This window comes from Microbacterium sp. BDGP8, from assembly GCF_029991045.1.
Classification (GTDB): domain Bacteria; phylum Actinomycetota; class Actinomycetes; order Actinomycetales; family Microbacteriaceae; genus Microbacterium; species Microbacterium plantarum.
In genome coordinates this window covers 2865232-2890984 of record NZ_CP120712.1, presented here as the reverse complement: position 1 = coordinate 2890984, position 25753 = coordinate 2865232, and the positions used below count along the sequence as shown (strand labels likewise).

Here is a 25753-nt window from a genome sequence, read left to right as displayed (position 1 = left end):
CCGAGCGCGCCGATGCCACCGGGTAAGCATGCCGCAAGGCGCCAAGAACGGAGTTCGACTGTATGGCAAGCGTGACCCCGATCGAGAAACCCTCCGGACGCGTAAACCTAGCGATGAACGCGGTTCGCTTCATCGCCGCGGTTCTCGTGGTCATCTTCCATCTGCGCACCCTGTTCATCGAGGACTACTCGCAAGTCGTCGACCCCAGCCCCGTTACAACCGGGATCTACGCCTTCGCTTCGCTGGGCCATCAAGCTGTCATCGTGTTTTTCGTTCTGAGCGGCTACTGGGTCGGAGGGTCTGTCATCCGTGCCCTGCAGCAGGAGAGATTCTCCGCTGGGGTGTATGCAAGCGCGCGGCTCGTCCGACTCTGGCTTGTCCTCGTTCCAGCGATCGCGCTAACGCTCATGCTTGATGCCATCGGTTTCGCGGCACGGCCACAGAGTGACATCTACTCCGGGTCCGTCGCATATCATTCGCTGCTCCCAGCCGAAGGCGTTGGATCCCGATCTGGCCCGGGCGAGGTGATCGGCAACGCCCTGTTCCTCCAGGACGTCTACGTGCAGCCGCTCGGAAGCAACAGCCCGCTGTGGTCGCTCGCTGCGGAGTTCTGGTACTACGTCAGCTTTCCCGCATTGCTGATTCTGGTGTGGCGTGGGGTGTCGATTCGAGCACGCGCTACAGCCGCCGCGGTCGTCTTCGTCGCCGTCGCTGCCATCGCGGCCGGCCCGCTTGAGGGTCACGCTCGTGTGGCCCTGCTCGCGCCGACCTGGGCGATTGGGGCTGCGGTCGCTGCCATGCGCGGGCCGGTATCGCGGAAGCTCTTGTCCATGTCGCGGCTGAGTTCGACCATTCTTCAGGTTGGACTCGGGATGCTCGTCCTCGGAGCCGCGGTCGTTGACAGCAGGGTGTGGAGCACCGGCACCACCTACTTCCTCGCTATAGCGACTGCTCTTTGGCTAGCGAGCCTCGTCGTCGATGCGCCATACCCAGTGGTTGGGCGAGCGCTCGCACCAATCTCGTGGTCGGCCGAGTGGTCCTACTCGCTCTACGCGATCCACATGCCCGTGCTGACGCTGATCGCCGCACTCCTCGTTCCGCGCGCGTCGGACCGGTGGGCGATCAGCCCCCTAACGGTGGGTCTCTGCGCGGTGTTGACGCTAAGCGTCATGGCGGTCGCCATGGCCTTCTACTTCTGCTTCGAGCGAAACACGAACGCGGTGCGAGGTTTCTTGCGCAGAATCCCTAACTCCGCGGTGGTCAGTTGATCGACGGTGTGCGCGTCGTGCGCGTTACACGGTCGCCGTGGCCCTCGTGCGGTGATCACCTGGCTCGTCTGGCTCGGCTCTCGCGATGCGGATGCGCAGTGGCTTCGGTTTGCTCACGCCGCCTGGGTCAGGCGTGCGCGCCATAGCCTCCGGTTACTCCCCGCGCCGAGGCAGAGCCCCGCGCACAGGTGGGCGCCAGCCCGTTTCGCTACAGGTAGTCGACCCGGTGGTGCTGCTGCGGATGGCTTGCCAGGCCGCTTTTCGTGTCGAATCACTGGGCGCCCGGGATCGCGGGTCTCGCGAGCGAGGTCGACTCCCATAGGCGCGCAACCGCAACTCCCGCGCTCGCGCGGTCGGATCGGACAGAGTCGCATGGGTTACGAAGGGGCAGCCTGTCCTGAACAGCCGAGGACGTCTGCGGGGTGATGCCCTACGGCTCGATCGCGGGGCTCGTCGCCCGAGGGATGTCGAGTTTCGACGCTCAGCACTCGACCTCGATACTGAGCCCGACCGGGCTGCCATCATCTACGTCGGGGATCCCACTGCGATACGAGGAGTTTTGCTGCTGTACGTTGGGAAAGTGTCCGTATGGCCGACGCTTACCGTAATCACGATCGACGTGGTAGCGCTGTTCTTCGTTGGCCTTCGGCTACGGGGTGTGGTCGGTTCGTTGCTGGTTGTTCAGGCTGTCTACTGGGGCCTCGGCTACATTGCCCGCCCCGTGGCTCTGTTGACCTTCAATCCAGCCCCCCAGCTCGGCGACCCGCTAGCTGACGTGAGGCTAGCTTCTGCCGGTTACGAGCGGACCATCGCCGCGGCGCTATCGCCGACAGTCTTCGGCATGACTCTGTATGTGGGGTTGATGACTCTCGTGGTGCTCGTCGTTCGCCGAAGGGCGGTCGCGGGAACGACGCGCTTCGAGCTCGCTCTGGCGCATGGGTTCGTGCTCTTCAGCCTTGGATGGACATTCCGAGTTGTCTACCTCGTTCTCCGGGACAATCTCACACTCACACTGAGCGCCATCGCCGCGATCGCAGCAGGGGGCATTATCCTCTTCGCCCGCAAGCCGTTCACTCCCGTTGTAATCGCCGCGCTTGGCGGGAGTGAGCTGATCTGGTCGGTGTTGACCCAGAGCAAGACCCCGTTCCTGGCGCTCGCGCTTTGGGTTCTCATCCGGCTGATCAGCCGAGGTGGGATCACCTGGAGGGTTGCGGGCATCGGCGCTGTAGCTCTTGGAGTCTTCTTCTTCATCCAGGATCTTCGTGTTGACGCGGGGCGTCTTCAGAACACCGAAAGCTATGCGAGCGCTTACCCGCTCTGGGTGCGGCCCATGCTCCCCCTCATCGCGCGCTTCGACGCGCTCCAGAGCTCGGCCGACGCCTGGTTCGCGGGACCGGCATCGTGGATGCCGCCGTTAGAAGCGACGGGCCAGTGGCTTACCTCTTTGCTGCCGCAGTTCCTTCTGCCTGACGCTAAGCCGCTCGCGGGAGCTCAGTGGGGCGAGGAGGTTCGTCGGATGTCGCTGAATGTAACCCCTGGTGCGGCCCTTGCGGAGGGACCGTTCGCGGAGGGCTGGGTCATAGCGGGGTGGCCCGGCGTGGCCTTCGGCGCCAGCTTCATGGCTCTCGCCGTGATCGTGATTGCCGCACTGCTGACTGCTCGCAACACGGCAGCCGCGTTACTGGGCTTGGCCATGACGAGCGCCCCTCTGCTTTTTGAGCGAGGGGTCCTCGCATTCGGCGAGGGCCTGGGGAAGGGGCTGCAGACGACCATCGTGGCAGGAGCAGTGCTATTTCTCTTACGAATGAAAACCTCTCGCGGAAAACCGCGCGGCATCGTTGCAACGCGCGGACGAGGTTCGCGGCCGTTGGGAGCGCCGGACGCTCGGCTGCCCGGTGTCAGTCGCCGCGATCGTGAGGAGTGAATCGTTATGCCGGTCAGCCGCCTCGAGCACCGTGGGGGTGCCCCCAGCACTTGGCGCCCCGAACGCCGCGAGACATCATTGGCTGCGCCTGCATCGTGGGCGCGTTGGCGGCGGGAACCCAGCTCCAGCGCGGGGCCAGTGAATGGTGCTCGACGAACAAGTCGTCACGCATCCGATCGCCGAAGTTACGAACCGTGATCGATCGATTGAAGCGTCTCTTTCATTCCCCGCAAGCGCGGCAGGCGGCGCTCGCAAGCCTCGTTTCGTACAGTGGAATGGGTTTGTCCCTCATCTCGGCGCCGATCATCGCACAGACGCTCGGTGCCGATGGCCGCGGCGTGCTCGCAGGAGCGTTCGTAGCTCTACAGGTGGTTGGTTGGGTAGCATTCCTCGGTCTCCCTGGCGGGCTCGCGTTGCAGGTGGAGAAGCGCGCGGAGGTATCTATCGCCGGGGTCGTTGTGGTGGGTGCGATTGGTGTGGTCGCGGCGCTGCTGACATTCTCGATCGCGCCGATCTTGGCGAACGGGGATCCGCGCGTGGAGTTCGGAATCAGGATCGGGGCGGGTCTACTCGCGTTCTGGGGCCTCGGAAACGTGGGGGATCAGCTGGCCGTCATCAGCGGCAAGGTGATCACCTACAACGTGATCCGCTCGGCAACTCTCGTTTTTCCTTCGCTCGCCATCATCGTTCTGTTTCTCATCGGACAACTCTCCTTGGTCTCGGCGTACATCTCGATGTTTCTCGGCCAGGTCTTATCGATAGTTCTTGGTTGCTCCGTTGCGGTCACCGGGCTACGTGCGCCGAATCGAGCTTCGATCCCGTGGCGGTTCAGCCTTCGAAGCTGGTTCGCCGTTGTATTCGACTCTGTCGGTGGTCGCGGTGATCAGTTGGCACTAACCGCGATGACTTCGCCCTCCGTTGTCGGTGTCTACGCCATTGCGGTGACGTGTGCCAACGCGGCCAGCGGGTTGGCTCAGGGAGTCGCGCAAGCGAGTCTCACCGCGTTCGTCCGCGCAGTGAAGAACGGCGCGCACGTCTCGCTTGGCCGGATTACAACCATTTCCATCGCGTGCACCGCCGTCGCGGGGGCCTTCATCCTGTGGGTCGTGACCGTCTTCGGGCAGAGCATCTTCGGGCCAGATTTCGGCGCCCTCCCGCCGATTGTTGCCGTACTCATATGCGCGAGCCTGCTCCAGGACGCCTGGAAGTTGCGGGTCGCGCGTGATTCTGCTCAGGAGACGGCTGGGAAACTGGCGATCGCGTCGGCCGCCGGCCTCGCGGTGATGATCGGCGTCATCATCGCCCTAGCATGGTTCGGCGTCGTCACGGGCTTGACCATGGCCGCCGCCTTTCTCACGATGTGCGGTGTCAGGCTGATCGTTCATGTAGCGCTGACGGCCCTGAGTAGAGGTGGCGGACGATGGTCTGCGCGGGGATGATGCGGTGGCACGTGGACGAGCGAGTAGCGTGCTACCCATAAGCGACGTCAACCAGCGTATTCACGGACGCCTGCGTCACCAGCCTGTCGACCGCGGTGCGGTTCGCTATCTTCTGATCTGCAGTGAGCTCGGCGCCCCGGATCATTCGAGCGCGTAGATCGTCGAAGAGCTGCTCAGGTGTCTGAGCAATATGCAGGCTGCCTCCCTGCCCGACCATCTGCGCCTGATAGAGCGAGCCGGGATTAGGTGATGCAATGACAGCCGTCCCCAGCGCGAGGCCCTCAAATATCGGAATTCCGAAGCCTTCATACTCAGAGGGGGAAAGCAGTGCCCACGAAGCAGATATGGCCTGCTGGACCTCTGCGTCGCTAGCTCCCGAACGGTGGTCAGTAGCGGCAGACCAGTTCCGTGCGTCATCCGCGGGACCGAAGACGATCAGCCGTATCTCGGTGCCGATCTCAGCAGATACACGTCTTACCGCCTCTTCCGCCAGACGCCCCCGTTTCCTGCCGCTGTAGGAACCGACGAACACGACAGTGGGTTCCCCGGTCTTCTTGGTCGCAGGCGTCTGTATGGGGACGACCGGAGGCATGATCACGTCGCAGCGGAAGGCATCACGGCTCTCGGGTCCGATCGCTATCCGGAAGTCCGCGCGGAACTGCGAGTACTTCTCGAGGGCAGCGAGCACATAGTGGTTCAGGCGGCGCAGACCCTTGGAAGATCTGGCTTCAGAGAGCGACAGACCGAGGAAGTGCCTGACGCGCTTCCACGGGCCTCGGCCGAGCGCCCAATCGTCGCCGAAAGCATGTACGACATCAGCATTCCGAAGGGCTTTCACCATGCGACGAGCACGGAGCGGTTGCACGTAGTAGCGATCGATCCTGGAGGACGACGCCGGGAGGTACCGCATGCGGGCGCCCGGCAGCGGCTCTCCGTCCGACTCTGTGATGATCGTGAGGTCTACGATCGGCGCCAGTTCCGCGGCGAGGCGATAGGCATATCTGGCGACGCCGCCGCGGTGGTTGGGGCCGGGCCATTCGAGGCACAGCCACACGACGCGCAACCGGCGCTGAGCGTCTTCCGACAAACTCACGCCCCGAGTTCCCGATACAGAGCGAGGTGTCGCTGCGCGACACTCTCCCACGAGAAGGTCTTCGCGTGAGCTACGCACTCTGCGGCGCTCGGCCGTTTTCCGAGCAGTGCTTCTGTGATCCGACGTGCGAGTTCTGTTTCGTCTCCTGGCGTAACGACCAGGGACGGATCCAACCCCTTCACGCCGTCGGGGAGGCCGCCGCAATCAGTCACCACGACGGGCTTGCCGGCGGCCAGCGATTCGAGCGCAATCAACCCGAAGCCTTCGAGTTGCGTCGTGGGAACTACAGAGATGGTGGCAGCGCTGTAGGCCGCCACGAGCGCCTCGTCGCTCAGCCGTCCAGCAAACGTGATGGAGCCGGGCTTGGCGGATCGCGTAGCGAGCTCTCGTAATTCGTCCTCCGCCGTGCCAGTCCCGACGATCCTCAACTCTGCGTCGGGCACGGAACGCGAGATGTCGTCCCAGGCGCGAATCAGGACGTCGATCCCCATCCGATGCTCGAGGCGACGCACGCAGAGCACGGTCGGTCGCTCCGCCGCCTGCGATGCGCCATCGCCACGAGCGGCGGCGAATCGGCCGGCGTCGACGCCAGGAGCCAGGATCGTGACCCGTTCGGGCGCGATTCCGTACTTCTCGACGAGGATCGCCTTGAAAGGCGCGGACAGCACGATTAGATGATCTGCGTCGTGATACCGGCGGCGCTCGACGACGCGCTTCATCGCGGTGCTCGCTCGACCGCCCCCAGCGACGCGGCTCTCGTCGGCCCAGGGGCCCTGGAAGTGGACGATCTGAAGCGCATCGGGATACCGGCGACGCGGCGGCCCGTACAGGGAGAAGTGGCGATCAACCACGCGCGGACGTACACCCGGGATCGGGCGTCTGGAAGCCAGGACGCGGGAGCGGGTATCGCCCCCCGCCTCCCAGGACAGCGCGCCGGGGATTTCGGGGGCGTCGCCGAACGCCGCCCCCGACGGGGAAGCGTCCTCTAGGCGCGCGGTGGCGCTGAACAGTTCGTAAAAATAGCGATTCAAGCCTCCGGGACGGGTGGCGAACCACTCGGACCCCGTCATGAGTATGGGGAGGGGCTGACTCATCGCTCTGTCCTTCTGGTCGCGGCTCGGTGAACGGCTTCGAAAACATCGCCGTGCGCATCGGTCACTTGGCGGTCGGTGAGGAGGTTCGGGGTGCGGGCCGCGTTGGCCGCAACATGCCGGCGGAGCTTCGGGTCCCGTGCTGCCGTCAGGGCATCGCTCAGGGCGTCCACGCTCCCCATCTCGAAAGTCCACCCGTTCCAGCCATCTCGGACCCATTCAGAAGGGCCCCCCTGGTCTGTGACGATTGCGGGCTTGCCGGCGGCGAGGTACTGCAGGACGTTCTGCCCTAGCGGCTCGGGCCTGATCGACGACTGCACGCAGAGGTCCCAGGAGGCGATCAGGCTCGGAACGTCGGTGACGTGGCCCAAGAAGTCGACCCGAGAGGCTATGTCCAACTGGGCCGCGAGCGACCGCAGGCTCTCGAGGTATGCGTCGTGCCCGAAATCGGCGCTGCCCGCCAGAACGAGACGGGTGGAACCGCTGGGAAAGGCGCGCGCGAACGCGCGCAGAAGCAGATCCTGACCTTTCCATGTGTCGATTCGAGCGACCATGCCCACAGTCTGGATCTCAGACGCGATGGATGACTGCGACGCGTCGCCCGAAGAGCCGAAGGCGCTATGAATCACCTTCACATGAGCGGCCGGTTTGACGAAGGGGCGTGCAGAGCGCAGCGAGGCTTGCGAGTTAGCGATGACTCCATCAGCCCGCGGCAAGACGAACCGTGTCGTCAGCCTGTACCCCAATCCGCCGAGGTTTTGCCGGTCGACGAGGTCCCTGAGATGGACGACGACCGGTTTATTGGTCCCAAGGCAAGCGATCGTGCAATAGAGCCCAGCGCGGGACGTGTTGGCGTGCACTACGTCTGCGGCACGAAAGGAGCGACTCGCTCGTAGTCGGAAGGCTTGATCGAGGACCTGCGTAGCGAACCGTCTCATGCGCGCGAGCCCGCTGCCCTTGCTCGCTCCGGCCGTGTGGGGGCCGCCTATGAACTCCATCACCGCCGCGTCACTCCGCGCTACCTGGCTCCAGACTCCGGGTGATGTCCCGTCACCCGGGACAGCTACGGTGGCCGACCACGGGTGGGGGTTGGACAGCATTCGGATGAGCGCATACTCCGCGCCACCGCGTGCCGTCGAGTGGTCGGCGTGCAGGACCCGTATCGAATGGCGTTCGTTCATGCCGACCCGCCGCTTTCGTCTATGGATTCGATCTCCGCGCGCAGGCGCCGCGCGAAGTGCTCCTCCGAGAAGATCTCGGTGTGGCTTCTGATCAGATCCGCGTCCCAGCTGACAGTGCGTGCAGCCTTTACTGCGGCCACTATCGCGGCCGGCTGTGGGTCGTCGAAATACACGCCGGTCTCATTTTCGCGGACCGTGTCGAGAAAGCCGCCCCAACGCAGAACTATCGAGGGCTTCCCGTACGCGGCCGCTTCGATCGGGGTCAGGCCGAAATCCTCAAAGCTGGCGGAGACCACTGCCTGCGTCCGCTGGTACAGCCATCGCATCTGAGCGTCGCTGAGATTCTTTCGCATCACCACGTTCGGCCCGGCAAGAGAGGCCAGGTGCTTCTCCTCCGGGCCGGTGCCGACGACGACGAGGGGGAGCCCGAGCTGGTTGAAAGCCTCGACGACCGCATGCACGTTCTTGTATGGCAACAAGCGTGAAATGCAGAGATAGAAGCCTGCCTCATGTTCTGAGCTCAAGTCGACGGGGTCTTGGGGTAGCGCGGTGTCGATGGAGTGGGGCGCAGGCAGCACCTCCGCCTCGATCCCGTAGGCATCTCTGATGCGTTGCTGCACGACGGTGGATATGGCGAAGTACTTTGTCGCAGTGGCAGCTTGTCTTCTATCCCACCGTTTGAGGAAGGGCGACAGAATTGTGAGAACCATACGCTGAGGGTTCAGTCCTCGAGAGCCGAGATACGCCTCCCGCTGGTACAACCACCGCGCCGGTGAGTAGCAGTAGACGATCTTGCTCCCGGTGGTACGGAAGCCATGAGCCCAACCGCTTGAGCTGACGATGGTGTGGTCCGCATCAACTGACATGCTGTTCGCTATTGGGGCGAGGAACGGTAGGGCGAGGCGGTGGGACCGTCTGAAGATACGGAAGGCGTTGAGCTTGGAGGGAACGACATCGACACCCTGGAACTCCGGGTACGTAAGGTCGGGCTCAAAGAGGGTCGTGTGTACTGGCGCCTCGGGGAACGCGCGATGCAGTGCTAGGACTACCTTCTCCGCGCCGCCGCGTTGGGTCAGGTAATCGTGGGCGATCGCTACGTTCGCCCGGGGTTCACGCTTTGGCGCCACTGGCAGAGCTCCCCGCTCGGTCTGTCAGGTAGTCGCGGATCGACTGTGTCCATGGAATCGCCGGCTTCCACCCGAATTCTGCGGTCAGGCGCCTGGCGTCGCCAACGATGCGCATCGGGTCGGAAGGGCGAAGCCGACCCGGGTCGATGCGGACCTCGGGGACAGGACGGTTGCTGGCATCACAAATCGTTGCGAGAACATCGAAGCCGTTGTGGGCGGCCCCCGAGGCGACGTTGTAGAGATCGTGGTCGTGACTGGGCGCCACGCTCAATGTGACATATGCACTCGCCACATCGCGCACGTCAGTGAAATCACGGGCCGCATGCAGGTTGCCGGCTTCCAGGGACTGCTCGGGCGGTAACGCATCGAGTGACTGTGCAAGGTCAGGCACAAGAAAACCGGATGCCTGACCCGGACCGATGTGATTGAACGGCCGGGCGACGATCGTGTCGAGGCCTCGACGAGCGTAGTACGCGGCCTGACTCTCGACGAGCATCTTGGCCACCGCGTACGGCGAACTGGCCGACACCGGTGCGGATTCGTCTAGCGCGGTGCTTTCGTCTCGTGGTGGCGCGTAAACCGACCCCGAGCTCACCACCACCATTCGCGGGCGCCGGTTCGCCGCCATGAGCGCTTCGCACATGTTGGTCATGATGCTGCTGTTGACCGAGATGTACTCCTGGGGGCGCTCGAACGACGGGCCTACGGCCGCGAGCCCCGCGAGGTGAACCACGAGGTCGACCTCCGCGGGGATCCGCCATTCCTTACTGAGGTCGCGCGAGAAGTACTCGTCGCAATGCGGAGCTAGCCGATCGGAAGGCTTGGCCTCGCGGCCGGTGGCCCAGACACGCAAGCCATGGCCCGCGGCGGTCGCCGCGACGTGGGGCCCGACGAAGCCGTTAGAGCCGGTGATGAGAAGCGTGCGGCCAGTCACAGCGCTGCGGAGGCGAGGCGCGCCTGGTCCTCAAGGTCGTGCGCCACCATGAGCTTCACCAAGCCGGGGAAGTCGACCTCGCGCTTCCACCCGAGAACTTCCTCCGCCCGGGTCGGGTCACCCAGAAGGATGTCAACCTCCGCTGGGCGCATGTAGGCCGGGTTCTGAACGACGTAGGGCCGCCAGTCCTCGATCCCCACCTCGCCGAACGCGAGGGTGAGGAACTCCTCGATGGAATGCGTCTCTCCAGATGCCAGGACGAAGTCCTCCGGGGCGCTGTGTTGCAGCATGCGCCACATCCCGTCGACGTAGTCACCCGCGTACCCCCAGTCGCGCTTCGGCCAAAGATCACCGAGTTCCAGGTGGGTTTGGAGGCCAAGCTTGATGCGCGCCACGGCGTGAGTGATCTTGCGGGTCACGAACTCGACACCTCGGCGCTCGCCCTCATGGTTGAAGAGGATGCCGCACGAGACGAACATGTCGTAGCTCTCGCGGTAGTTCTTCGCGATCCAGTGGCCGTACAGCTTTGCGACCCCGTAGGGGCTACGGGGGTGGAACAGCGACTGCTCGTTGTAGCCAGCCCCGGGGCGGTTGTAATCGAGGCCGCCGAACATCTCCGAGGTGGAGGCTTGATACACCCGCGTCTGAGCTGTGCGGTTCGTGACGCGCACAGCCTCGAGCACGTTGAGAACGCCCTTCGCCGTCACGTCTGCCGTCAGCGTGGGGTTCTTGAAGGAGTAGCCGACGTGGCTCACGGCGGCGAGGTTGTAGAGCTCATGGGGATCGGCGGCCTCCACGGCGCGCACTAGCGACGTCGGGTCCGTCAAGTCACCCTCGATGAGGCTGACGTACGGGAACTCCGCCTCCACGGCCGTGCGGCGAGGGTTGTTCTGGCCCCGGATGAGACCGAAAACCTCGTAACCCTTCTCGTGGAGCAACTTCGCAAGGTGCCCCCCGTCCTGTCCGGTGATTCCGGTGACGAGCGCGCGAGACTTCTCAGGCAAGTGTTTCTCCTCGGTTGGAAGGGGAGGGTCAATGGGCGGTCTCACCGGGCGATAGCGCGGCGCGGGCGGTGCGGGCGACGATGACGAGGTCGCTCACGAGCGACCAGTTCTCAACGTACGACAGGTCGAGGCGAACGGATTCCTCCCACGACAGGCTGGAGCGCCCGCTGACCTGCCAGAGGCCGGTGATGCCGGGCTTCACCAGAAAGCGGCGGTGCACGTGGTCGGCGTACTTCGCGACCTCTGAGGGCAGCGGCGGGCGGGGGCCGACGAGCGACATCGATCCGCCGATGACGTTGAAGAGCTGGGGCAGCTCGTCGAGGCTGAACTTGCGCATCACACGGCCGACGGGCGTCACGCGCGGGTCGTTCTTCATCTTGAAGAGCACCTCATTGCCCGAGTCGCGTTGCTGTTTGGCAAGCGCCTCGAGCATGTCCTCAGCGTTGACGATCATTGTGCGGAACTTCAGCATCGTGAACTCACGCCCGCGCAAGCCCACGCGCGTCTGCCGGAAGAAGACCGGTCCCTGGCTCGACAGTCGAACGCTGAGCGCCAGGAACAGCAGAACGGGGCTCAGGAAGATGACACCGATCACACTGGCGACAATGTCGACGGTGCGCTTGAGGAAGAGCTGACCGCGACTGAACTTCGGCGTCTCGACGTGCATGAGAGGCACGCCGGCGACGGGGCGCGTCTGCACGCGCGGCCCAGCGACGTCGACGATGCTCGGCGCGAGCACGAGGTGCTGGCGGCCGGCTTCGAGCCCCCACGAGATCTGCTTCACCTTGTCGGGTGGCAGCTCGTCGGTGCTGGTGACGGCGACGGTGTCGGCACCCGTTGCGGCCATGGCCTGGGCGACGGCATCCACGCTGCCCATGATCGGGATCTTGGTTCCCTTGACGGTGCCGGCGACGCGACCCGACGGAACGCACGCTCCGACCACGCGGTAACCCGAGCCGGGCATCCGCTTCAGCTCGCGCGCGAGATGGGTGACGGATGCCTCAGACCCCACCAGCAGCACGCGTGCCGAGTACTCTCCGACGGAGCGTTTCGCGACGAGCCACTGGCGCCAGAGCCAGCGCGAGAACAGCAGCATCCCGACGCCGACGGGCAGGCTGATGAGCAGGAACCCGCGCGCGACGTCGACCCGCGCGAGGAAGGCGATGATCGCGATGACGCCGAACAGCGACAGGCTCGATCGTGCGATGCGCGCGTACTCCTCGGCCCCGGCGCCGATGATGCGGTGGTCGCGGGTGTCGGCGAGGCTGAGCGTCCACATCCAGACGGCGACGAGGCCCCCGGAGAAGAGCCAGTAAGAGATGTCGGTGATGCGCGAGTCTTCGCGGATCGCGACCTGCGCGTTGCCGAAGCCGAACCAGGCGATCTGCGTGCCGTAGACGACCCAGACCAGCACCAGCAGATCGGTCACCCTCAGCAGCGAGGCATAGCGGCGGCGCCAGTCGCGCGGGCCGCGGTGTGCTGTTGCGGACGGTGGCTCGGGTGCGGCCGCCGTGGGCAAAGGCGCGGAAGCCTCGCGCGTTCGGGTGACGCCAGGCGCTGTGGCAGCGGAGAAGTCGTACGGCATGACATCCTCCTCGCGCTGTGTGATGTGGTGCTGAGGGGGAGATCGTATGCCTGAGATGTGTCGGGCATGTGAACCAGGATCGCCAAAATCGGCAAACTTCCCCCACGCCGATGGTACCGGTGCCACGCCTCGGCGTGATGTCGGCCATTCGGTGGACAAGGCTCGAAAAAGCCCGGTCAGGAGCCGGCTTGTCGCTGGGTGGCGGCCGGACCGACTCGTAATCCGTACTAGTGGTCACGCAAGCGGGACATCGCCTCGATCAGCTGCCCCGGACATGCGTCCGGCTCGTGCGGCGCAGGGACCGCACGAGCCGGACGAACATCACTCGACGGGCAGCCAGACCCGCATCGTCGAAGGGCCGCGGTTGGCCCAGTCGTGGTACGCCACGAGGGGGACCAGGTCGCCCTCGCCAGCCGGCGCGGTGCCGCTCGCAGTCCGATTGCCATATGGCCATCCGTCGCTTTCGTCAGGGCGCAGCCCGACCCGCAACCACACGCGACCGTCGCGCTCGACCGGCTCGGCGTCGCCCGCGATCGCCGCCCGGCCGACGTCGGCACCGCCGGGCAGGTCGGTCGATTCGAGCGCGAGCACCTCGGGGCCTCGCTCGACCGCGACGCAACCGCGCACGGCGTCGATACGCGCATCGGGGGCGACGAGGCGCGGCGCCATCGGCAGCTCGAGCTCGACGACCTCGCCGGTGCGGAAGTCGCGGCGCACCTCGACGCGGCCCGGAGCGGCGGCGTCATCGTCGATGACCGCGCCCGCGGCATCCCGAACGCGCAGGCGCGCACCCTCGGCCCACTCGGGCACGCGCAGCGACAGGGTCCACGCGCCGCCGGCATCCTCACTGACCACCACCCGCACGACGCCGTCGGCGGGGTAGGCCGTCTGCACGTCGAGCGACACCATGCGGCCGTCGGGGAGAACCGTGCGGATCTCTGCCGGCGCGTACTGGTGCAGCTGCACGCCCTCGTCATCGGCGGTCGCCACGTAGGCGTCGAGGCTCGCGAGCGTGCGCGCCACGTTGGGCGGGCAGCACGACACCTCGAACCACGGCGCGCGCAGCGACGACGACGCGCGCGGCGACGTGCCCTCGGGATCCGCTTCGACGCCGGGCACGCGCTGGTGCAGCGTGTTGGCGTAGAAGAAGCTGCGACCGTCGGCCGCGGGCGAGGTGGCTACAACGTTGTAAAGCGTGCGTTCGATGAGATCGGCATACGCGGCATCGCCCTCGGCGAGCAGCAGCCGCCACGAGAACATGATCGACGCGATACCGGCGCACGTCTCGGAGTAGGCGCGGTCCGGCGGCAACTCCCAGTCGTCGCCGAACGCCTCGTCCTGGTGGTGCGACCCCTGACCGCCGGTGATGTAGGTGCGGCGGCCGCGGGTGCGCTCCCACTGGCGGCGCAGGGCGGCGAGCAGCTCGTCGTCACCCGCGTCGACGGCGACGTCGACCGCTCCCGCGGCGAGATAGTTCGCGCGAACGGCGTGCCCCGCGAGGGCATCGGCGTCGCGGACCGGCACATCGTCCTGGAAGTAGGTGCGCCCGAACTCGATGTCGCGGAGCGTCTCGTTTCCGCGGCGCTCGACGAACAGCTCCGCCTGCGCGCGATAGCGCTCGTCACCGGTCACGCGGGCGAGCTCGGCCAGCGCGGTCTCGACCTCGGGATGCCCGCAGAAGGCCGGGATGCCCGTCGGCCCGAAGACCTCGCACACGAGGTCGGCGGCACGTCGGGCGACGCCGAGCAGGCCGTCATCCGCTCCCGGGCGCGTGCGCTCGCGGGCGACGGCCGCCTGGAACAGGTGACCGAGGCAGTACAGCTCGTGCCCCCACTCGAGGTCGGACCAGCGCGGCTCCTGGCCGGGACGGCCGAACTTCGTGTTGAGGTAGCCGTCGGGCTCCTGCGCTGCGGCGACCCGGGCGACGACCGAGCGCAGCGTCGCCTCGAGCTCGGGGTCGTCGCTGCGACCGATCTCCCAGGCCACGGCCTCGAGGTACTTGTAGACCTCCGAGTCGGAGAACTCGCGCCCGCGGCGTCCGGCGGGAAGCGTGCCCGCGGCGGCGCGATCGAAGTTGGGCAGCCAGCCCTCGGACTCGAGGCGGCCGAGCACATGGCCGAGGGTATGCGCCGCGTTGATGCGCTGGCGCTCACCCCAGAAGCCTCCGGTGATCCGCACCTCGTGCAGACCGAGCGGACGCAGCCGCGAACGCGCGGGCACGACGGGAGCGGCAGCGGCGGCGGATGCCGCAGAGCCGAGGGGGCGGGTGGGGAACGTAGTCGACATGGTCATCCCTTGAATGCGCCCGACATGAAGCCGCGCACGTAGTGACGTTGAAGGATCAGGAACAGAACGATGCAGGGCAGCGCGAGCACGACGACACCGGCTTCGGTGACCCCGTAGTCGATGACGCCCATCGTTTGGCCGCGCAGGTTCGCCACCGCGAGGGGCAGCGTGATGCGCGAGGTGTCGTTGATGAGGATGAGCGGTGCGATGAAGTCGTTCCACGCGGTGAGGAACGCGAACAGACCCACCGTGATGAGGCCCGGCTTGACCGCGGGGAGCAGCACGCGCCACAGGGCGGTGAGGCTCGTGCATCCGTCGACCAGCGCCGCCTCGTCGAGCTCGCGCGGCACCGATTCGAACGAGATGCGCATCATGAACATCGAGAACGGCAGCTGGAACATCGTGAGCACGAGCGCGACCCCGACGAGCGAGTTCTGCAGGCCGACGGCATTGAGGATGACGTACAGCGGGATGAGCAGCGTCGCGTACGGCACCATGAGGATCGCCAGCACGAGCAGGAACAGCGCGTTCTTGCCGGGGAAGTTGAACCGCGCGAACGCGTACCCGCCGAGGAAAGAGGTCAGCAGCGTCAGCGCTACCGTCAGCAGCGACACGAAGAGCGAGTTGCCGAGGTAGACCCAGATGCCCGACTGGAAGTTGGCGAGGGTGACGTAGTTGCCGAACCCCCACCCGTCCGACTGGCTCGTGCCGGCCTGCGGGCTCACCGAGGCGACACCGGTCCAGACGAGCGGGTACAGGAAGATGATCGCCAGCGCGCCCGTGAACACGGTCGACGGAATGCCCCACAGCAGGCGACCGGTCGGCCGGCGCCGCGTGCGCGGCCGGGACTTCGGGATGACGATCGTGCGCGTGGTGTCGGGGGCGGCGGGCGGGACGGAGCCCGCCGGGGCGTCGGTCAGAGCCATGTCAGGCCTCCTCGGGGCGACGGAACGCGCGCAGCTGCACGACGTTGATGACGACCAGGGCGAGCAGGATGATGACCGACAGCGCCGCGGCGACGCCGAGGTTGTTCTGCCCCTGGAACGCGATGTTGTAGATGAGCTGCACGACGGTCATCGTGCTGTTGTCGGGTCCGCCCTTGGTCAGGATGTAGAACTGGTCGAACGCCAGCAGCGACCCGGTCACGCACATGACGGTCGTCAGTGCGAAGGTCGGACGCAGGAGCGGCACCGTGATGTCGCGGAAGATCTGCCAGCGCGAGGCGCCGTCGATGCGGGCGGCCTCGTAGACGTCTTCGGGGATGCCCTGCAGGCCCACGAGCAGCAGCAGCATGTAGAAGCCCGCGTACCGCCAGACGATGAGGAACACCGTCGACCACAGGGCGCCTTCGGGCGTTCCCAGGAAGGTGATGCCCCACGATTCCATCAGCCCCGCGAACGGGCCGGCGATGGGGGAGTAGAGCACGTAGAAGAGGAGGGATGCCGACGCCAGGCCCAGAGCGCTCGGCAGCAGGAACGCCGTGCGGAGGAAGCCCTTCCAGGCGGTCGACTCCTGCACGAGCAGGGCGAGTCCGAGACCCAGGCCGATCAGCAGCACGGTCGTGATCGCGGTGTAGACCAGGGTGAATCGCACCGAGTCCCAGAACAGCCGGTGGTCGAGGGCCTCGGCGAAGTTCGTCGGGAAGTTCGGCCCCATGTTGCCGCGCAGCAGCGGCCAGTCGGAGCCCGACATCTGCAGCACCAGCACGAGCGGGATGAGGAACAGGGCGATGACGAAGAGGGCGGTCGGGGCGGCGTACAGCCAGCCCTGGACCGGTCCGCCGAGGGCGGTGCGCCGATATCGGGTGCGGCGCGGTGATGTGGTGAGTGCCACGTCATTCCTTTCGGAGGGTGGGGGCGCCGCCGCGCGGCGGCGACGCCCCCGGGTGTGTCACTGACCGAGGATCGCGGTGATCTCGTCGTTGTCGGCGTCGACCGTCGAGGTGCCTTCGAGCACGGCGTTGCGCACGAGGGTCAGCCAGGGGCTGCCCGGGGCGTTGAACGCCTGCTGGAAGTTCAGCGCGACGGGCGTCTGACCTTCGGCGGCGACCTGGTTGATCGTCACCTGGCGCGGGTCGGCCGAGGCGTAGGTGTTCTCAGCGAGGTCGCCGCGCGAGACGGCGTTGCCGTCCTTGGCGAGCACCTCGACCTGAGCGTCCTCCGACATCATCCACGAGAGGAAGTTCCACGCCTGCGCGGACTGCTTCGAGTCCTTCGAGATGCCGATGCCGTCGCCACCGACGAACGTCGAGGCGCCGCCGTCGACACCGGGGATGCCGGCGACCCCGGCCTCGAAGTCGAGGCCGGACAGCAGGGTGGCCGGGAACGGCATGACGCCGACCTTGCCTTCCTGGAAGCCCGCGACCCAGGTTGCACCGGTCTCGTCGGCCGAGCCGGGAGCGACAGCGCCGGCAGCCTCGAGGTCCTTCCAGGTGTTGTAGACCTCCTGCGCGGCGTCGCCGGCGAGAAGCGACTCGGTGCCGTCGTCGCTGAGAACCTGCTCACCGGATGCCCAGACCGAGGGGAACCACGTGAAGACGAGGCAGCCACCGCAGTTCAGGCCGGTCGAGGTGCCCGAGACGCCCGGCTTGCCGAGCTCCTGAACCGCCTTGGCCGCGTCGGCGAACTCCGACAGCGTCGCGGGAGCCTTCTCGGGGTCGAGGCCGGCTTCGGCGAAGAGCTCCTTGTTCCACATCAGCATCGACAGGTCGAGGACGAAGGGCAGTACGTGCTCCTTGCCGTCGACCGTGCCGGCCGACAGGTGGCCCTGGTTGATGTCGTCCTTGTAGTCGAGGCCGTCGACCTGCGCCGTGATGTCCTGGAACAGGCCCTGCTCGACCCAGTTCGGCACGTAGACGATGTCGGCGGCGAACAGGTCGGGGAGTCCTCCCGAACCGGCGGCGGCGCCGACCTTGGCGACGTAGTCGTCGTTGGGGACGACGGTCAGCTCGACCTGGTTCTCGTGGCTGGCGTTGTACGCCTCGACGAGCAGCTTCGCCTGACGCTCGAGCGGTGCGCGCGTCCACAGCGTCAGCGTCGTGCCGTCGTCGGTTCCTGCGGCGGGAATGTCGGCCGGGGCAGCGGTGTCGCCACCGCCGCTGGTCGAACACGCGGCGAGGCCGCCGACGAGGACGCCGGCGACGAGCGCGGCGGTCGCGGCCCGGAATGCCGGGCGGCGCCGGAATGGGGTCATTGCAGTCTCCTCTTGCTCTTCATTGAGCGGCTGCGCCGTTCGGGCGGGCACCGCGTGAGTCCGGGAATCCGAAAAAACCGAAATCCCTTTCGGGAAGGTAACCTAGGTTAGGACGGGCGTCAAGACGGCCGGATGTAACGATGAGGAAACGGATCAACATGGCACCGACCGATGGGCAACGCGCCACGACTCTCAGCGATGTGGCACGTCGCGCCGGTGTCTCGATCGCGACAGCATCCAAGGCTCTGAACGGTCGCGGCGACGTCGCCCCGGCCACCCGCAAGCGCGTGCTCGCCGCCGCCGACGAGCTGACCTTCACCCCGAACGCGGCGGCGCGCAGCCTCCTGGCGGGGCGCACCGGAACCGTGGGACTGCTCACGAGCGACCTCGAAGGCCGCTTCATGATTCCGATCCTCTCCGGCGCCGAAGACGCCTTCGGGGCCGGGCAGGTCAACGTCTTTCTGTGCGATGCGCGCGGTGACGCCATCCGCGAGCAGCACCATCTGCGGGCGCTCCTCAGCCGCCGCGTCGACGGGATCATCGTCGTCGGGCGGCAGACCGACCCGCGCCCCTCGCTCGGGCAGGAGATCCCGGTGCCCGTCGTCTACGCCTACTCGCCCTCGGACGACTCCCGCGATCTCTCGCTCACGCCCGACAACTACTCCGGCGGGCGCCTGGCGATCGAGCACCTGCTCTCGTGCGGCCGCACCCGGATCGCCCACATCACCGGCGATCCGACCTACGCCGCCGCGCAGGACCGCCTCGCCGGTGCGCGCGCCGCGCTCGGCGCCGCCGGCCTCGACTTCGTCGCCGAGCCGATGTTCGCCGCTTGGACCGAGCACTGGGGTCGTGACGCGGCCGCGATGCTGCTCGAGCGGCATCCCGACGTCGACGCGGTCTTCTGCGGCTCGGACCAGATCGCGCGCGGGGTGCTCGACACGGCGCGCGACCTCGGGCGCGACGTGCCGGGTGACCTCGCGGTCATCGGCTACGACAACTGGGAGCTGCTCGCGGGCAATGCGCGACCGCCGCTGACCACCATCGACGCGAACCTGCAGCAGCTCGGCCGGCAGGCGGCGCAGCGCATCTTCGACGCGATCGACGGTGCCGACATCGGATCGGGCACCCACCAGCTTCCTGTCAAGCTCGTCATCCGCGGCTCGACGATCGCCCACCGCTGACGCTACCGGGGTCACAGTTTTTCGGGCTGTTTCGAAATTCCCGAAAAGCGTTGCGGAACCCGGCATCCTCTCTGTAGCGTCCGAGCACGCACGCGTCGCTCATGGACGAACGGCGCCGAGAGGAATCAATCACCGTGGACTGCACTCCGACGACCTCCGGTCGGCTCGGGCGAACCGCGATCGCTACCGCAGCGGTCACGGCCGTGCTGGCGACGACCTTCGCGGTCGCGCCCGCCTACGCCGCCAACACAGACATCGGCTATCCGACCTTCACGGGCAGCCCCAACCCCGTGCCGGACACGGGGGTGACCTACACTCCCGGCAACCAGCTCATGCGGATCTTCGACGCCGACGTCGCCGCAGGCGCGGGTAGCAACGCCCAGAACGACTTCTGGATGGACGAGATGCTCGCCCGCACCGGCACCGCCGGCAGCTTCGGCGACAACAACCAGTGGCTCTTCACGCGCGGCCGCGCCGCGTTCATGAAGGAGCACAACCCCGCCGTCCTCGGCTTCGCGGGGCAGTTGGCGTACTGGGAGTCGATCGACGGCCGGAGCGCCTACACGATCACCGCTCGCGTCGGCGGCGCCGACATCGCCCTCACCGAGGACACGACCAAGCGTAAGCAGACCCCGAGCTACTGGCAGAGCGTGCACACCGACGCGGGCACCGGCATCGAGGTCGTGCAGACGAAGTTCATCACCGACGCGAACGTGCTCGTGACGAACCTCGACGTGCGCGCCACGGGCGGCGCCGTCGACGTCGAGCTCATCGTGAGCTCTCCCTACGCCGCGACGGCCGAGGGCGACGAGCTCGTCGGTCACGTCCAGGCGCTGAACGACCTGACGAAGCTCTCGCCGCGGCTGTCGGGTGACCAGTTCGCCCCCGCCGGCGCGACCCTCGTGCGCACCCTCGCGGTGCCCGCAGGAGGGACGGCGTCGACGAAGGTGCAGCTCGGCCTCGTCACCGACGAGATCGCCGACTCGCGCGCCGACTACGACGCGATCCGCGAGGCCACCTCGGCGGCGGCGTACACCGCTCACGTCACGCTCTACAACCGGTGGTGGGCCGAGAACGTGCCCTACCTCGACACCCCGGAAGACAACATCGACAAGACGCTCTACTACCGCTGGTGGCTGATGCGTTACAACTTCCTCGACGCCGACATGCCGGGCAACACCTACCAGTTCCCGACCTCGATGGAGGGCGTGCTCGGCTACAACAACGCGATCGTGCTCACGACGGGCATGTTCATCGACGACCTGAAGTACTTCCGCGACCCGATCTACTCGTACGGTCCGTGGGTCTCGGCAGGAGAGACGAGCAAGAGCTACAAGTTCGTCGACAACCCCGGCGACCCCGCGAACTGGTCCAACAGCTACACGCAGTACATCTCCGAGGCGGCCTGGCGCGCCTACGAGCTGCACGGCGGCCCGACCCCGATCGCGCAGAACCTCGCCGAGTACGCCGAGTACGACGTCAAGGGACTCGTCGACGCCTACGACCACAACGGCAACGGCCTCATCGAGTACGACTGGGGCGCGATGACCGGCAACGACGCGGATGCGGTGTCGTTCCACTGGAAGGGCGGGTTCCAGGACCGCGCCGAGAACGCCTACCTGTACTCCAACGCGCTCGCCGCGGCGGAGGCCTACCGCGTCGCGGGCAACACCGCCAAGGCGGACGAGATGGAAGCCTTCGCGCAGAACATCAAGACCCAGGTCATGGACGTGCTGTGGAACCCCGACCGCAAGCTCCTCGAGCACGCGATGGCGAACAACGGCGAGCACGTGCCCTGGAAGGAGATCAACAACTACTACCCCTTCACCGTCGGGCTCGTCCCCAAGCCCGGTGACGCCGACTACGACGACGACTACGTCGAGGCGCTCCGACTGTTCGCCGACGACAAGCAGTACCCGATCTTCCCGTTCTTCACCGCCAACCAGGCCGACCAGGCCGCGTACAACGCGACCGGCGGCCAGGGCAGCAACAACTTCTCGGTGATCAACTCCACGGTGACGTTCCGCATGCTCTCCACCGTGCTGCGCGACTACCCCACCGATGCCATCAACGCGGAGTGGTACAAGAAGCTCCTCTACTGGAACGCCTGGGCCCACTACCAGAACGGCGGCGACAACCGCCTGCCGGACCAGAACGAGTTCTGGGCGAACGGATCGGCCGACCCGCAGAAGATCGACTACCGTTCGTGGATCCACCACACGATCCTCGGTGCGACGAACTTCACGATGATCGAGGATGCGATGGGCGTGCGCACCCGCAGCGACGCCAAGATCGAGCTCGACCCGATCGCGATCGGCTGGGATCACTTCACGGCCAACAACATCCGCTACCGCGACCGCGACCTCACCGTCACGTGGGACCAGCCGGGCGGCGAGCGCCACTACGGCGACGACGTCCCCGAGGGCTACTCGATCTTCCTCGACGGCGAGCTCGCGTTCACGGTCGACGACCTCGCACACGTCGTCTACGACCCCGCCACCGGTGAGGTCGAGGTGCTGGGCGGCGACGCCGAGGTCGTGACGGCCACGGCATCCGCCGTGCAGACGCCGCAGGAGGTGCGATTCGCCGACGACGCCCGCATCGTCGACCTGTTCGCCAAGGCCGGTGCCGACATCCGCACCGCCAGCACGGGCAGCGCCAACCTCGCCGAGTCGGCGACCGCGACGTTCTCGGCTCCCGGGCGCGAGCCCGCGGGCGCCGTGAACGGCACGACGATCAACGAGCCATTCTGGGGCACGGCAGGCTCGCCCAACGAGAAGGACGCGCTGACCGTCGAGCTCGGCGGAGAGCAGACCTTCGACGACGCACGGGTGTACTTCTACGACAGCTCGTCGTCGGCGACGGCGGCCGGCTATGCCGAGCCGTCGGTGTACACGCTCGAGGTGCGCCGGAACGGTCAGTGGACGCCGATCCCGCAGCAGGCACGGATGCCCGCCTACCCGCGCGCGAACTACAACCACGTGCAGTTCGCCGAGGTCACCGGCGACGCCGTGCGACTGACGGTCACCCACGCTGCCGGCGCCAAGACCGGTGTCAAGGAGCTGCAGGTGTTCCGCACCGGTCTCGCAGCGCCGGAGTCGACCAACCAGGCGCCGCTCGTCACCGCGTGGGAGAACCCGCAGGCATCCGTCGGTGGAGCCGCCGCACTCGTCGGCTCGGTGAAGGACGACGGACTGCCCAGCGGTGAGCTCAGCTCGCAGTGGACGGTGCAGAGCGCGCCCGACGGCGCCACGGTGCTGTTCGACGACGCCGCCTCGGCATCGACGACGGCCCGGTTCTCGGACGCCGGCGAGTACGTGCTGCGCCTGACCGCCACCGACGGCGAGAAGACGTCGCAGGCCGATGTCACCGTGCAGGGCGAGCCGGCCACCGCCGGAGCCAACGTCGCACCCGACGCGGTGCCGACGGCCGAGTACACCGCGTCGTGGAACAACGTGCGCGCGGTCAACGACGGCAAGGTGCTCTTCACCGGTGGGGCCCAGAGCGACATCTGGGGAACCTGGTCGGGCAACCACCCGGCCACCCGCTGGCTGCAGTACGAATGGCAGTCGCCGCAGCGCATCGCCGGTGCCGAGATCAGCTTCTGGAGCGACCAGGCCGACCCGGCTTCGACGAGCGGCGTGAATGTTCCGAAGAGCTGGAAGGCGCAGTACTGGACCGGCTCGGCGTGGGCCGACGTGACCGGCGCCTCGGCGTACGGCGTCGACCGCACCTCTCCGAACAACGTCACCTTCGACGCCGTGACCACCACCCGCCTGCGGGTCGTGCTCGAGGCAGCCGGCACCGGTTCAGCGCGCGCCGCCGTGGCCGTCAGCGAGCTGGAGGTGTACGCCGACGCTCCGACGGCGATCGAGCCGATCGACGTCCGGACGGCGGTGGGCACCATCCCGCAGCTGCCGACGACGGTCGACGCGACCTACTCCGACGGCAGCCACGCCGACCTCCCGGTCTCGTGGGCTCCCGTCACCGAGGACCAGGTCGCGGGCGAGGGCAGCTTCCCGCTCTCGGGCATCGTCCCGGGATCGCCGCTGCCGGCGAAGGCGACGGTCTGGGTGCGTGCCACCGCCCCCGGCCAGATCAACCAGGTCGACACGGTCACCACGCGCACCCTCGTGGGTGTGGCTCCGGTGCTGCCGAAGAGCGTCGGCGTGCTGTTCAACGACGGCTCGCGGCAAGACCTCCCGGTGACCTGGAACGCCGTCGAGCCCGCTTCGTATGCTCAGGCCGGCGACTTCACCGTCGCCGGAACGGTGCAGAGCGACCTGCCGGGCACGAAGGCCGCCTCGGCCGCCGTGACCGTCGGGGGCGGGGGAGACGACGCCACGGCGCCGACCGTCGCCTTCGAGGTCTCGCCCGCCGCGCCCGACTCGGGCTGGCACACGCAGGCGGTCACCGTGGCCGTCACTGCGACCGACGACCAGGACTCCGCTCCCCGCACCGAGGTGCGCGTGGACGAGGGGGCCTGGACGGCCTACACCGCGGCCGTCTCGGTCGACGGTGACGGCAGCCACGTCGTGCAGGCACGGTCGACGGATGCCGCCGGCAACCAGTCGGCGGTGGCTGAACAGGTCGTGCGCATCGACACCACCGCCCCGGTGGTGGAGGTCACCGCCGACGCCGTCTCGCGGACCGTGAAGGCGACCGCCACAGATGCGGCATCCGGGGTCGTCTCGGTCGAGTACCGGCTGAACGACGACCAAGCCTGGACGCCGCTGACGGGCAGTGTGCTCGTCGGTCTCGACGAGACGCGGGTCGCGGTGCGGGCCACCGATACCGCGGGCAACGTCTCGCAGATCGTGGAGCGCACCGTTCCCCGGGCCGATGGTGAGCAGCGCCGCAACGTGGCGCTGCTGGCGACCCCGACCGCATCGGGGACGGCAGGCTGGAACACGGTCGACGGTCTGAACGACAACGTCCAGCCGACCTCATCGGGCGATGTCACCCCCAACGACAACGCCAACGTGTGGGGTGTGTGGCCCGAGGTCTCGCCGCAGTGGGTGCAGTACGAGTGGACCGAACCGGTGCGCGTCAGCTCGCTCGGAGTGTACTTCGTCTCGAACATCGACGCGCAGGGACTCGGCATCGACGTGCCGAAGGACTGGGCGGCGGAGTACTGGGATGCGGATGCCGAGGCCTGGGTCCCCGTCGAGGCGACCGGTGACTACGGCGTCGCGAAGGACGCCTACAACACGGTCGACTTCGCACCCGTCGAGACGACGCGTCTGCGCCTGAACCTCACTCCGGCGGGGACCGAGTCGGGCAAGGGCAGCGTCGGCATCAAGGAATGGCAGGTCTGGGAGCAGCCCGAGGTGGTCGTCCCCGACACGCAGGCCCCGGTGGTCGAGGCCGCCGTGTCGCCGGCGGCGCCGGCCAGCGGCTGGCACACCGGCACGGTGAGCGTCAGCGCGACGGCGATCGACGATCGCGACGACGCACCGGCGATCGAGGTCCGCGTCGGCGACGGTGCCTGGGCGGCGTACACCGCGCCCGTCGAGGTCGCCGCGGACGGAACCACGACCGTGTGGTTCCGTGCCACGGATGCCGCAGGCAACACCTCCGAGCCCGGCTCGGTCGAGGTGAAGCGCGACGCGGCGGCGCCCGAGGCGAGTGTCGGTTGGAATGCGGCATCCCGCACCATCACCCCCACGGGGACGGACACCCTCTCGGGAGTGGCGCTGGTCGAGTACCGGTTCGGCGAAGGCGCGTGGGCGACGGCGACGGGCGGGGCGATCCCGACCGGCGATGCCGCGACGACCGCGCAGGTGCGGGTGACGGATGTCGCCGGCAACGTCTCGGCCGTGGCCGAGGCAGCCGTCCCGGCCAAGACGACCGGCGGCACCGACCCGGGGACGGATCCCGGAACGGGTCCGGGCACCGACCCCGGGACGGGTCCGGGCACGGATCCCGGCGGCGAGCCGAGCGGTTCGCTGACGGGCGACGAGGTGCTGCGCCTCGGCGTCACGCAGGTCGCCCCCGGCGGTCAGCTGCCGGTGAGCGTCTCGGGCGCCAAGCCGGGCACGGTGTTCGCGGTGGAGTTCCGGTCGACCCCGGTCCGCCTGGGCACCCTGACCGTGGGCGCCGACGGGACGGCATCCGGTGTGTTCACCGTTCCCGCCTACGCCGAGGCCGGCGTGCACACCGTGGCACTGGTCGTGCCCGGCGGTGTGCTGACGGCGCAGGTGACGGTGGTCACGCCCGGCGCGACGTCTCCCACCGTGTCGGGTCTTCCCGCCACGGGTCAGGAGGCCGGCGTCGTCGCGAACACCATCGGAATCGGCGCGAGCGTGGTCCTGCTCGGACTCGCGCTGGTCGCCATCGGCATCATCCGCCGCCGCCGCGCGGCGTGACGCCGAGGGGCCGGGGGATCACACCCCCGGCCCCTTCCCCTCTCCTTCTTCCTCTCCCGAGAACTCCGACGGCGCGGTGA

The 25753-nt window shown here is 67.4% G+C and carries 16 protein-coding genes; 5 read left to right on the top strand and 11 right to left on the bottom strand.

Features of this window, described 5'->3' with window-relative positions; genetic code table 11:
• Positions 1–71: 71 nt before the first annotated feature.
• From P6897_RS13860 to P6897_RS13850, 3 genes are all read left to right on the top strand, one after another.
• The gene (locus P6897_RS13860) at positions 72–1268 is read left to right on the top strand and encodes an acyltransferase (RefSeq protein ID WP_282501519.1); all 1197 of its coding nucleotides are present in this window, start codon (positions 72–74) and stop codon (positions 1266–1268) included.
• 559 nt (positions 1269–1827) lie between these two features.
• Positions 1828–3192, top strand: a complete 1365-nt coding sequence (locus P6897_RS13855; RefSeq protein WP_282501518.1) for a hypothetical protein — start codon at positions 1828–1830, stop codon at positions 3190–3192.
• Positions 3193–3467: 275 nt separating this feature from the next.
• Positions 3468–4631 carry a hypothetical protein gene (locus tag P6897_RS13850; protein ID WP_282501517.1) on the top strand — a complete coding sequence of 388 codons (1164 nt, stop codon included), beginning with the start codon at positions 3468–3470 and terminating at the stop codon, positions 4629–4631.
• 31 nt (positions 4632–4662) lie between these two features.
• Here the strand turns inward: P6897_RS13850 and P6897_RS13845 are convergent, their stop codons facing one another.
• The 11 genes from P6897_RS13845 to P6897_RS13795 form a co-directional block, all read right to left on the bottom strand.
• Positions 4663–5724, bottom strand: coding sequence for a glycosyltransferase family 4 protein (locus P6897_RS13845; RefSeq protein WP_282501515.1), 1062 nt, complete (start codon positions 5722–5724; stop codon positions 4663–4665).
• On the bottom strand, positions 5721–6818 hold the full coding sequence (locus P6897_RS13840) for a glycosyltransferase family 4 protein (RefSeq protein WP_282501514.1): 1098 nt from the start codon (positions 6816–6818) through the stop codon (positions 5721–5723). The genes P6897_RS13845 and P6897_RS13840 overlap by 4 nt, the downstream gene beginning before the upstream one ends.
• Positions 6815–7369: a glycosyltransferase gene (locus P6897_RS13835; RefSeq protein WP_282501513.1), complete on the bottom strand. Its 555-nt coding sequence runs from the start codon at positions 7367–7369 to the stop codon at positions 6815–6817. The genes P6897_RS13840 and P6897_RS13835 overlap by 4 nt, the downstream gene beginning before the upstream one ends.
• Before the next feature lie 623 nt (positions 7370–7992).
• Entirely contained in the window at positions 7993–9123 is a 1131-nt protein-coding gene (locus P6897_RS13830) for a glycosyltransferase (RefSeq protein ID WP_282501512.1), read from the bottom strand.
• The gene (locus P6897_RS13825) at positions 9107–10057 is read right to left on the bottom strand and encodes an NAD-dependent epimerase/dehydratase family protein (RefSeq protein WP_282501511.1); all 951 of its coding nucleotides are present in this window, start codon (positions 10055–10057) and stop codon (positions 9107–9109) included. The genes P6897_RS13830 and P6897_RS13825 overlap by 17 nt, the downstream gene beginning before the upstream one ends.
• Complete coding sequence (locus P6897_RS13820) at positions 10054–11061, bottom strand: GDP-mannose 4,6-dehydratase (protein ID WP_282501510.1); 1008 nt, start codon at positions 11059–11061, stop codon at positions 10054–10056. The genes P6897_RS13825 and P6897_RS13820 overlap by 4 nt, the downstream gene beginning before the upstream one ends.
• A gap of 28 nt (positions 11062–11089) precedes the next feature.
• A complete protein-coding gene (locus tag P6897_RS13815) occupies positions 11090–12490 on the bottom strand; it encodes a sugar transferase (RefSeq protein ID WP_348997227.1) in 1401 nt (466 codons plus the stop codon).
• Positions 12491–12967: 477 nt separating this feature from the next.
• A complete protein-coding gene (locus P6897_RS13810; RefSeq protein WP_282502599.1) occupies positions 12968–14932 on the bottom strand; it encodes a beta-L-arabinofuranosidase domain-containing protein in 1965 nt (654 codons plus the stop codon).
• 2 nt (positions 14933–14934) lie between these two features.
• Positions 14935–15858, bottom strand: a complete 924-nt coding sequence (locus P6897_RS13805; protein WP_274179402.1) for a carbohydrate ABC transporter permease — start codon at positions 15856–15858, stop codon at positions 14935–14937.
• Between the two features lies 1 nt (position 15859).
• Positions 15860–16765: a sugar ABC transporter permease gene (locus P6897_RS13800; protein ID WP_282501508.1), complete on the bottom strand. Its 906-nt coding sequence runs from the start codon at positions 16763–16765 to the stop codon at positions 15860–15862.
• Positions 16766–16822: 57 nt separating this feature from the next.
• On the bottom strand, positions 16823–18124 hold the full coding sequence (locus P6897_RS13795; protein WP_282501507.1) for an extracellular solute-binding protein: 1302 nt from the start codon (positions 18122–18124) through the stop codon (positions 16823–16825).
• Positions 18125–18282: 158 nt separating this feature from the next.
• On the opposite strand from P6897_RS13795, the gene P6897_RS13790 reads away from it, so the two are divergent.
• Positions 18283–19305 carry a LacI family DNA-binding transcriptional regulator gene (locus P6897_RS13790; RefSeq protein ID WP_269268067.1) on the top strand — a complete coding sequence of 341 codons (1023 nt, stop codon included), beginning with the start codon at positions 18283–18285 and terminating at the stop codon, positions 19303–19305.
• Between the two features lie 101 nt (positions 19306–19406).
• On the top strand, positions 19407–25673 hold the full coding sequence (locus P6897_RS13785; RefSeq protein WP_282501506.1) for an Ig-like domain-containing protein: 6267 nt from the start codon (positions 19407–19409) through the stop codon (positions 25671–25673).
• The last annotated feature ends 80 nt before the right edge of the window (positions 25674–25753 follow it).

Bases quoted from the DNA above. Each gene is read 5' to 3' on its own strand.
- P6897_RS13850 (WP_282501517.1), top strand. From the start codon at position 3,468: ATGGGTTTGTCCCTCATCTCGGCGCCGATCATCGCACAGACGCTCGGT.
- P6897_RS13840 (WP_282501514.1), bottom strand. From the start codon at position 6,818: ATGAGTCAGCCCCTCCCCATACTCATGACGGGGTCCGAGTGGTTCGCC.
- P6897_RS13835 (WP_282501513.1), bottom strand. From the start codon at position 7,369: ATGGTCGCTCGAATCGACACATGGAAAGGTCAGGATCTGCTTCTGCGC.
- P6897_RS13810 (WP_282502599.1), bottom strand. From the start codon at position 14,932: ATGTCGACTACGTTCCCCACCCGCCCCCTCGGCTCTGCGGCATCCGCC.
- P6897_RS13805 (WP_274179402.1), bottom strand. From the start codon at position 15,858: ATGGCTCTGACCGACGCCCCGGCGGGCTCCGTCCCGCCCGCCGCCCCC.
- P6897_RS13795 (WP_282501507.1), bottom strand. From the start codon at position 18,124: ATGACCCCATTCCGGCGCCGCCCGGCATTCCGGGCCGCGACCGCCGCG.
- P6897_RS13790 (WP_269268067.1), top strand. From the start codon at position 18,283: ATGGCACCGACCGATGGGCAACGCGCCACGACTCTCAGCGATGTGGCA.
- P6897_RS13785 (WP_282501506.1), top strand. From the start codon at position 19,407: ATGGACGAACGGCGCCGAGAGGAATCAATCACCGTGGACTGCACTCCG.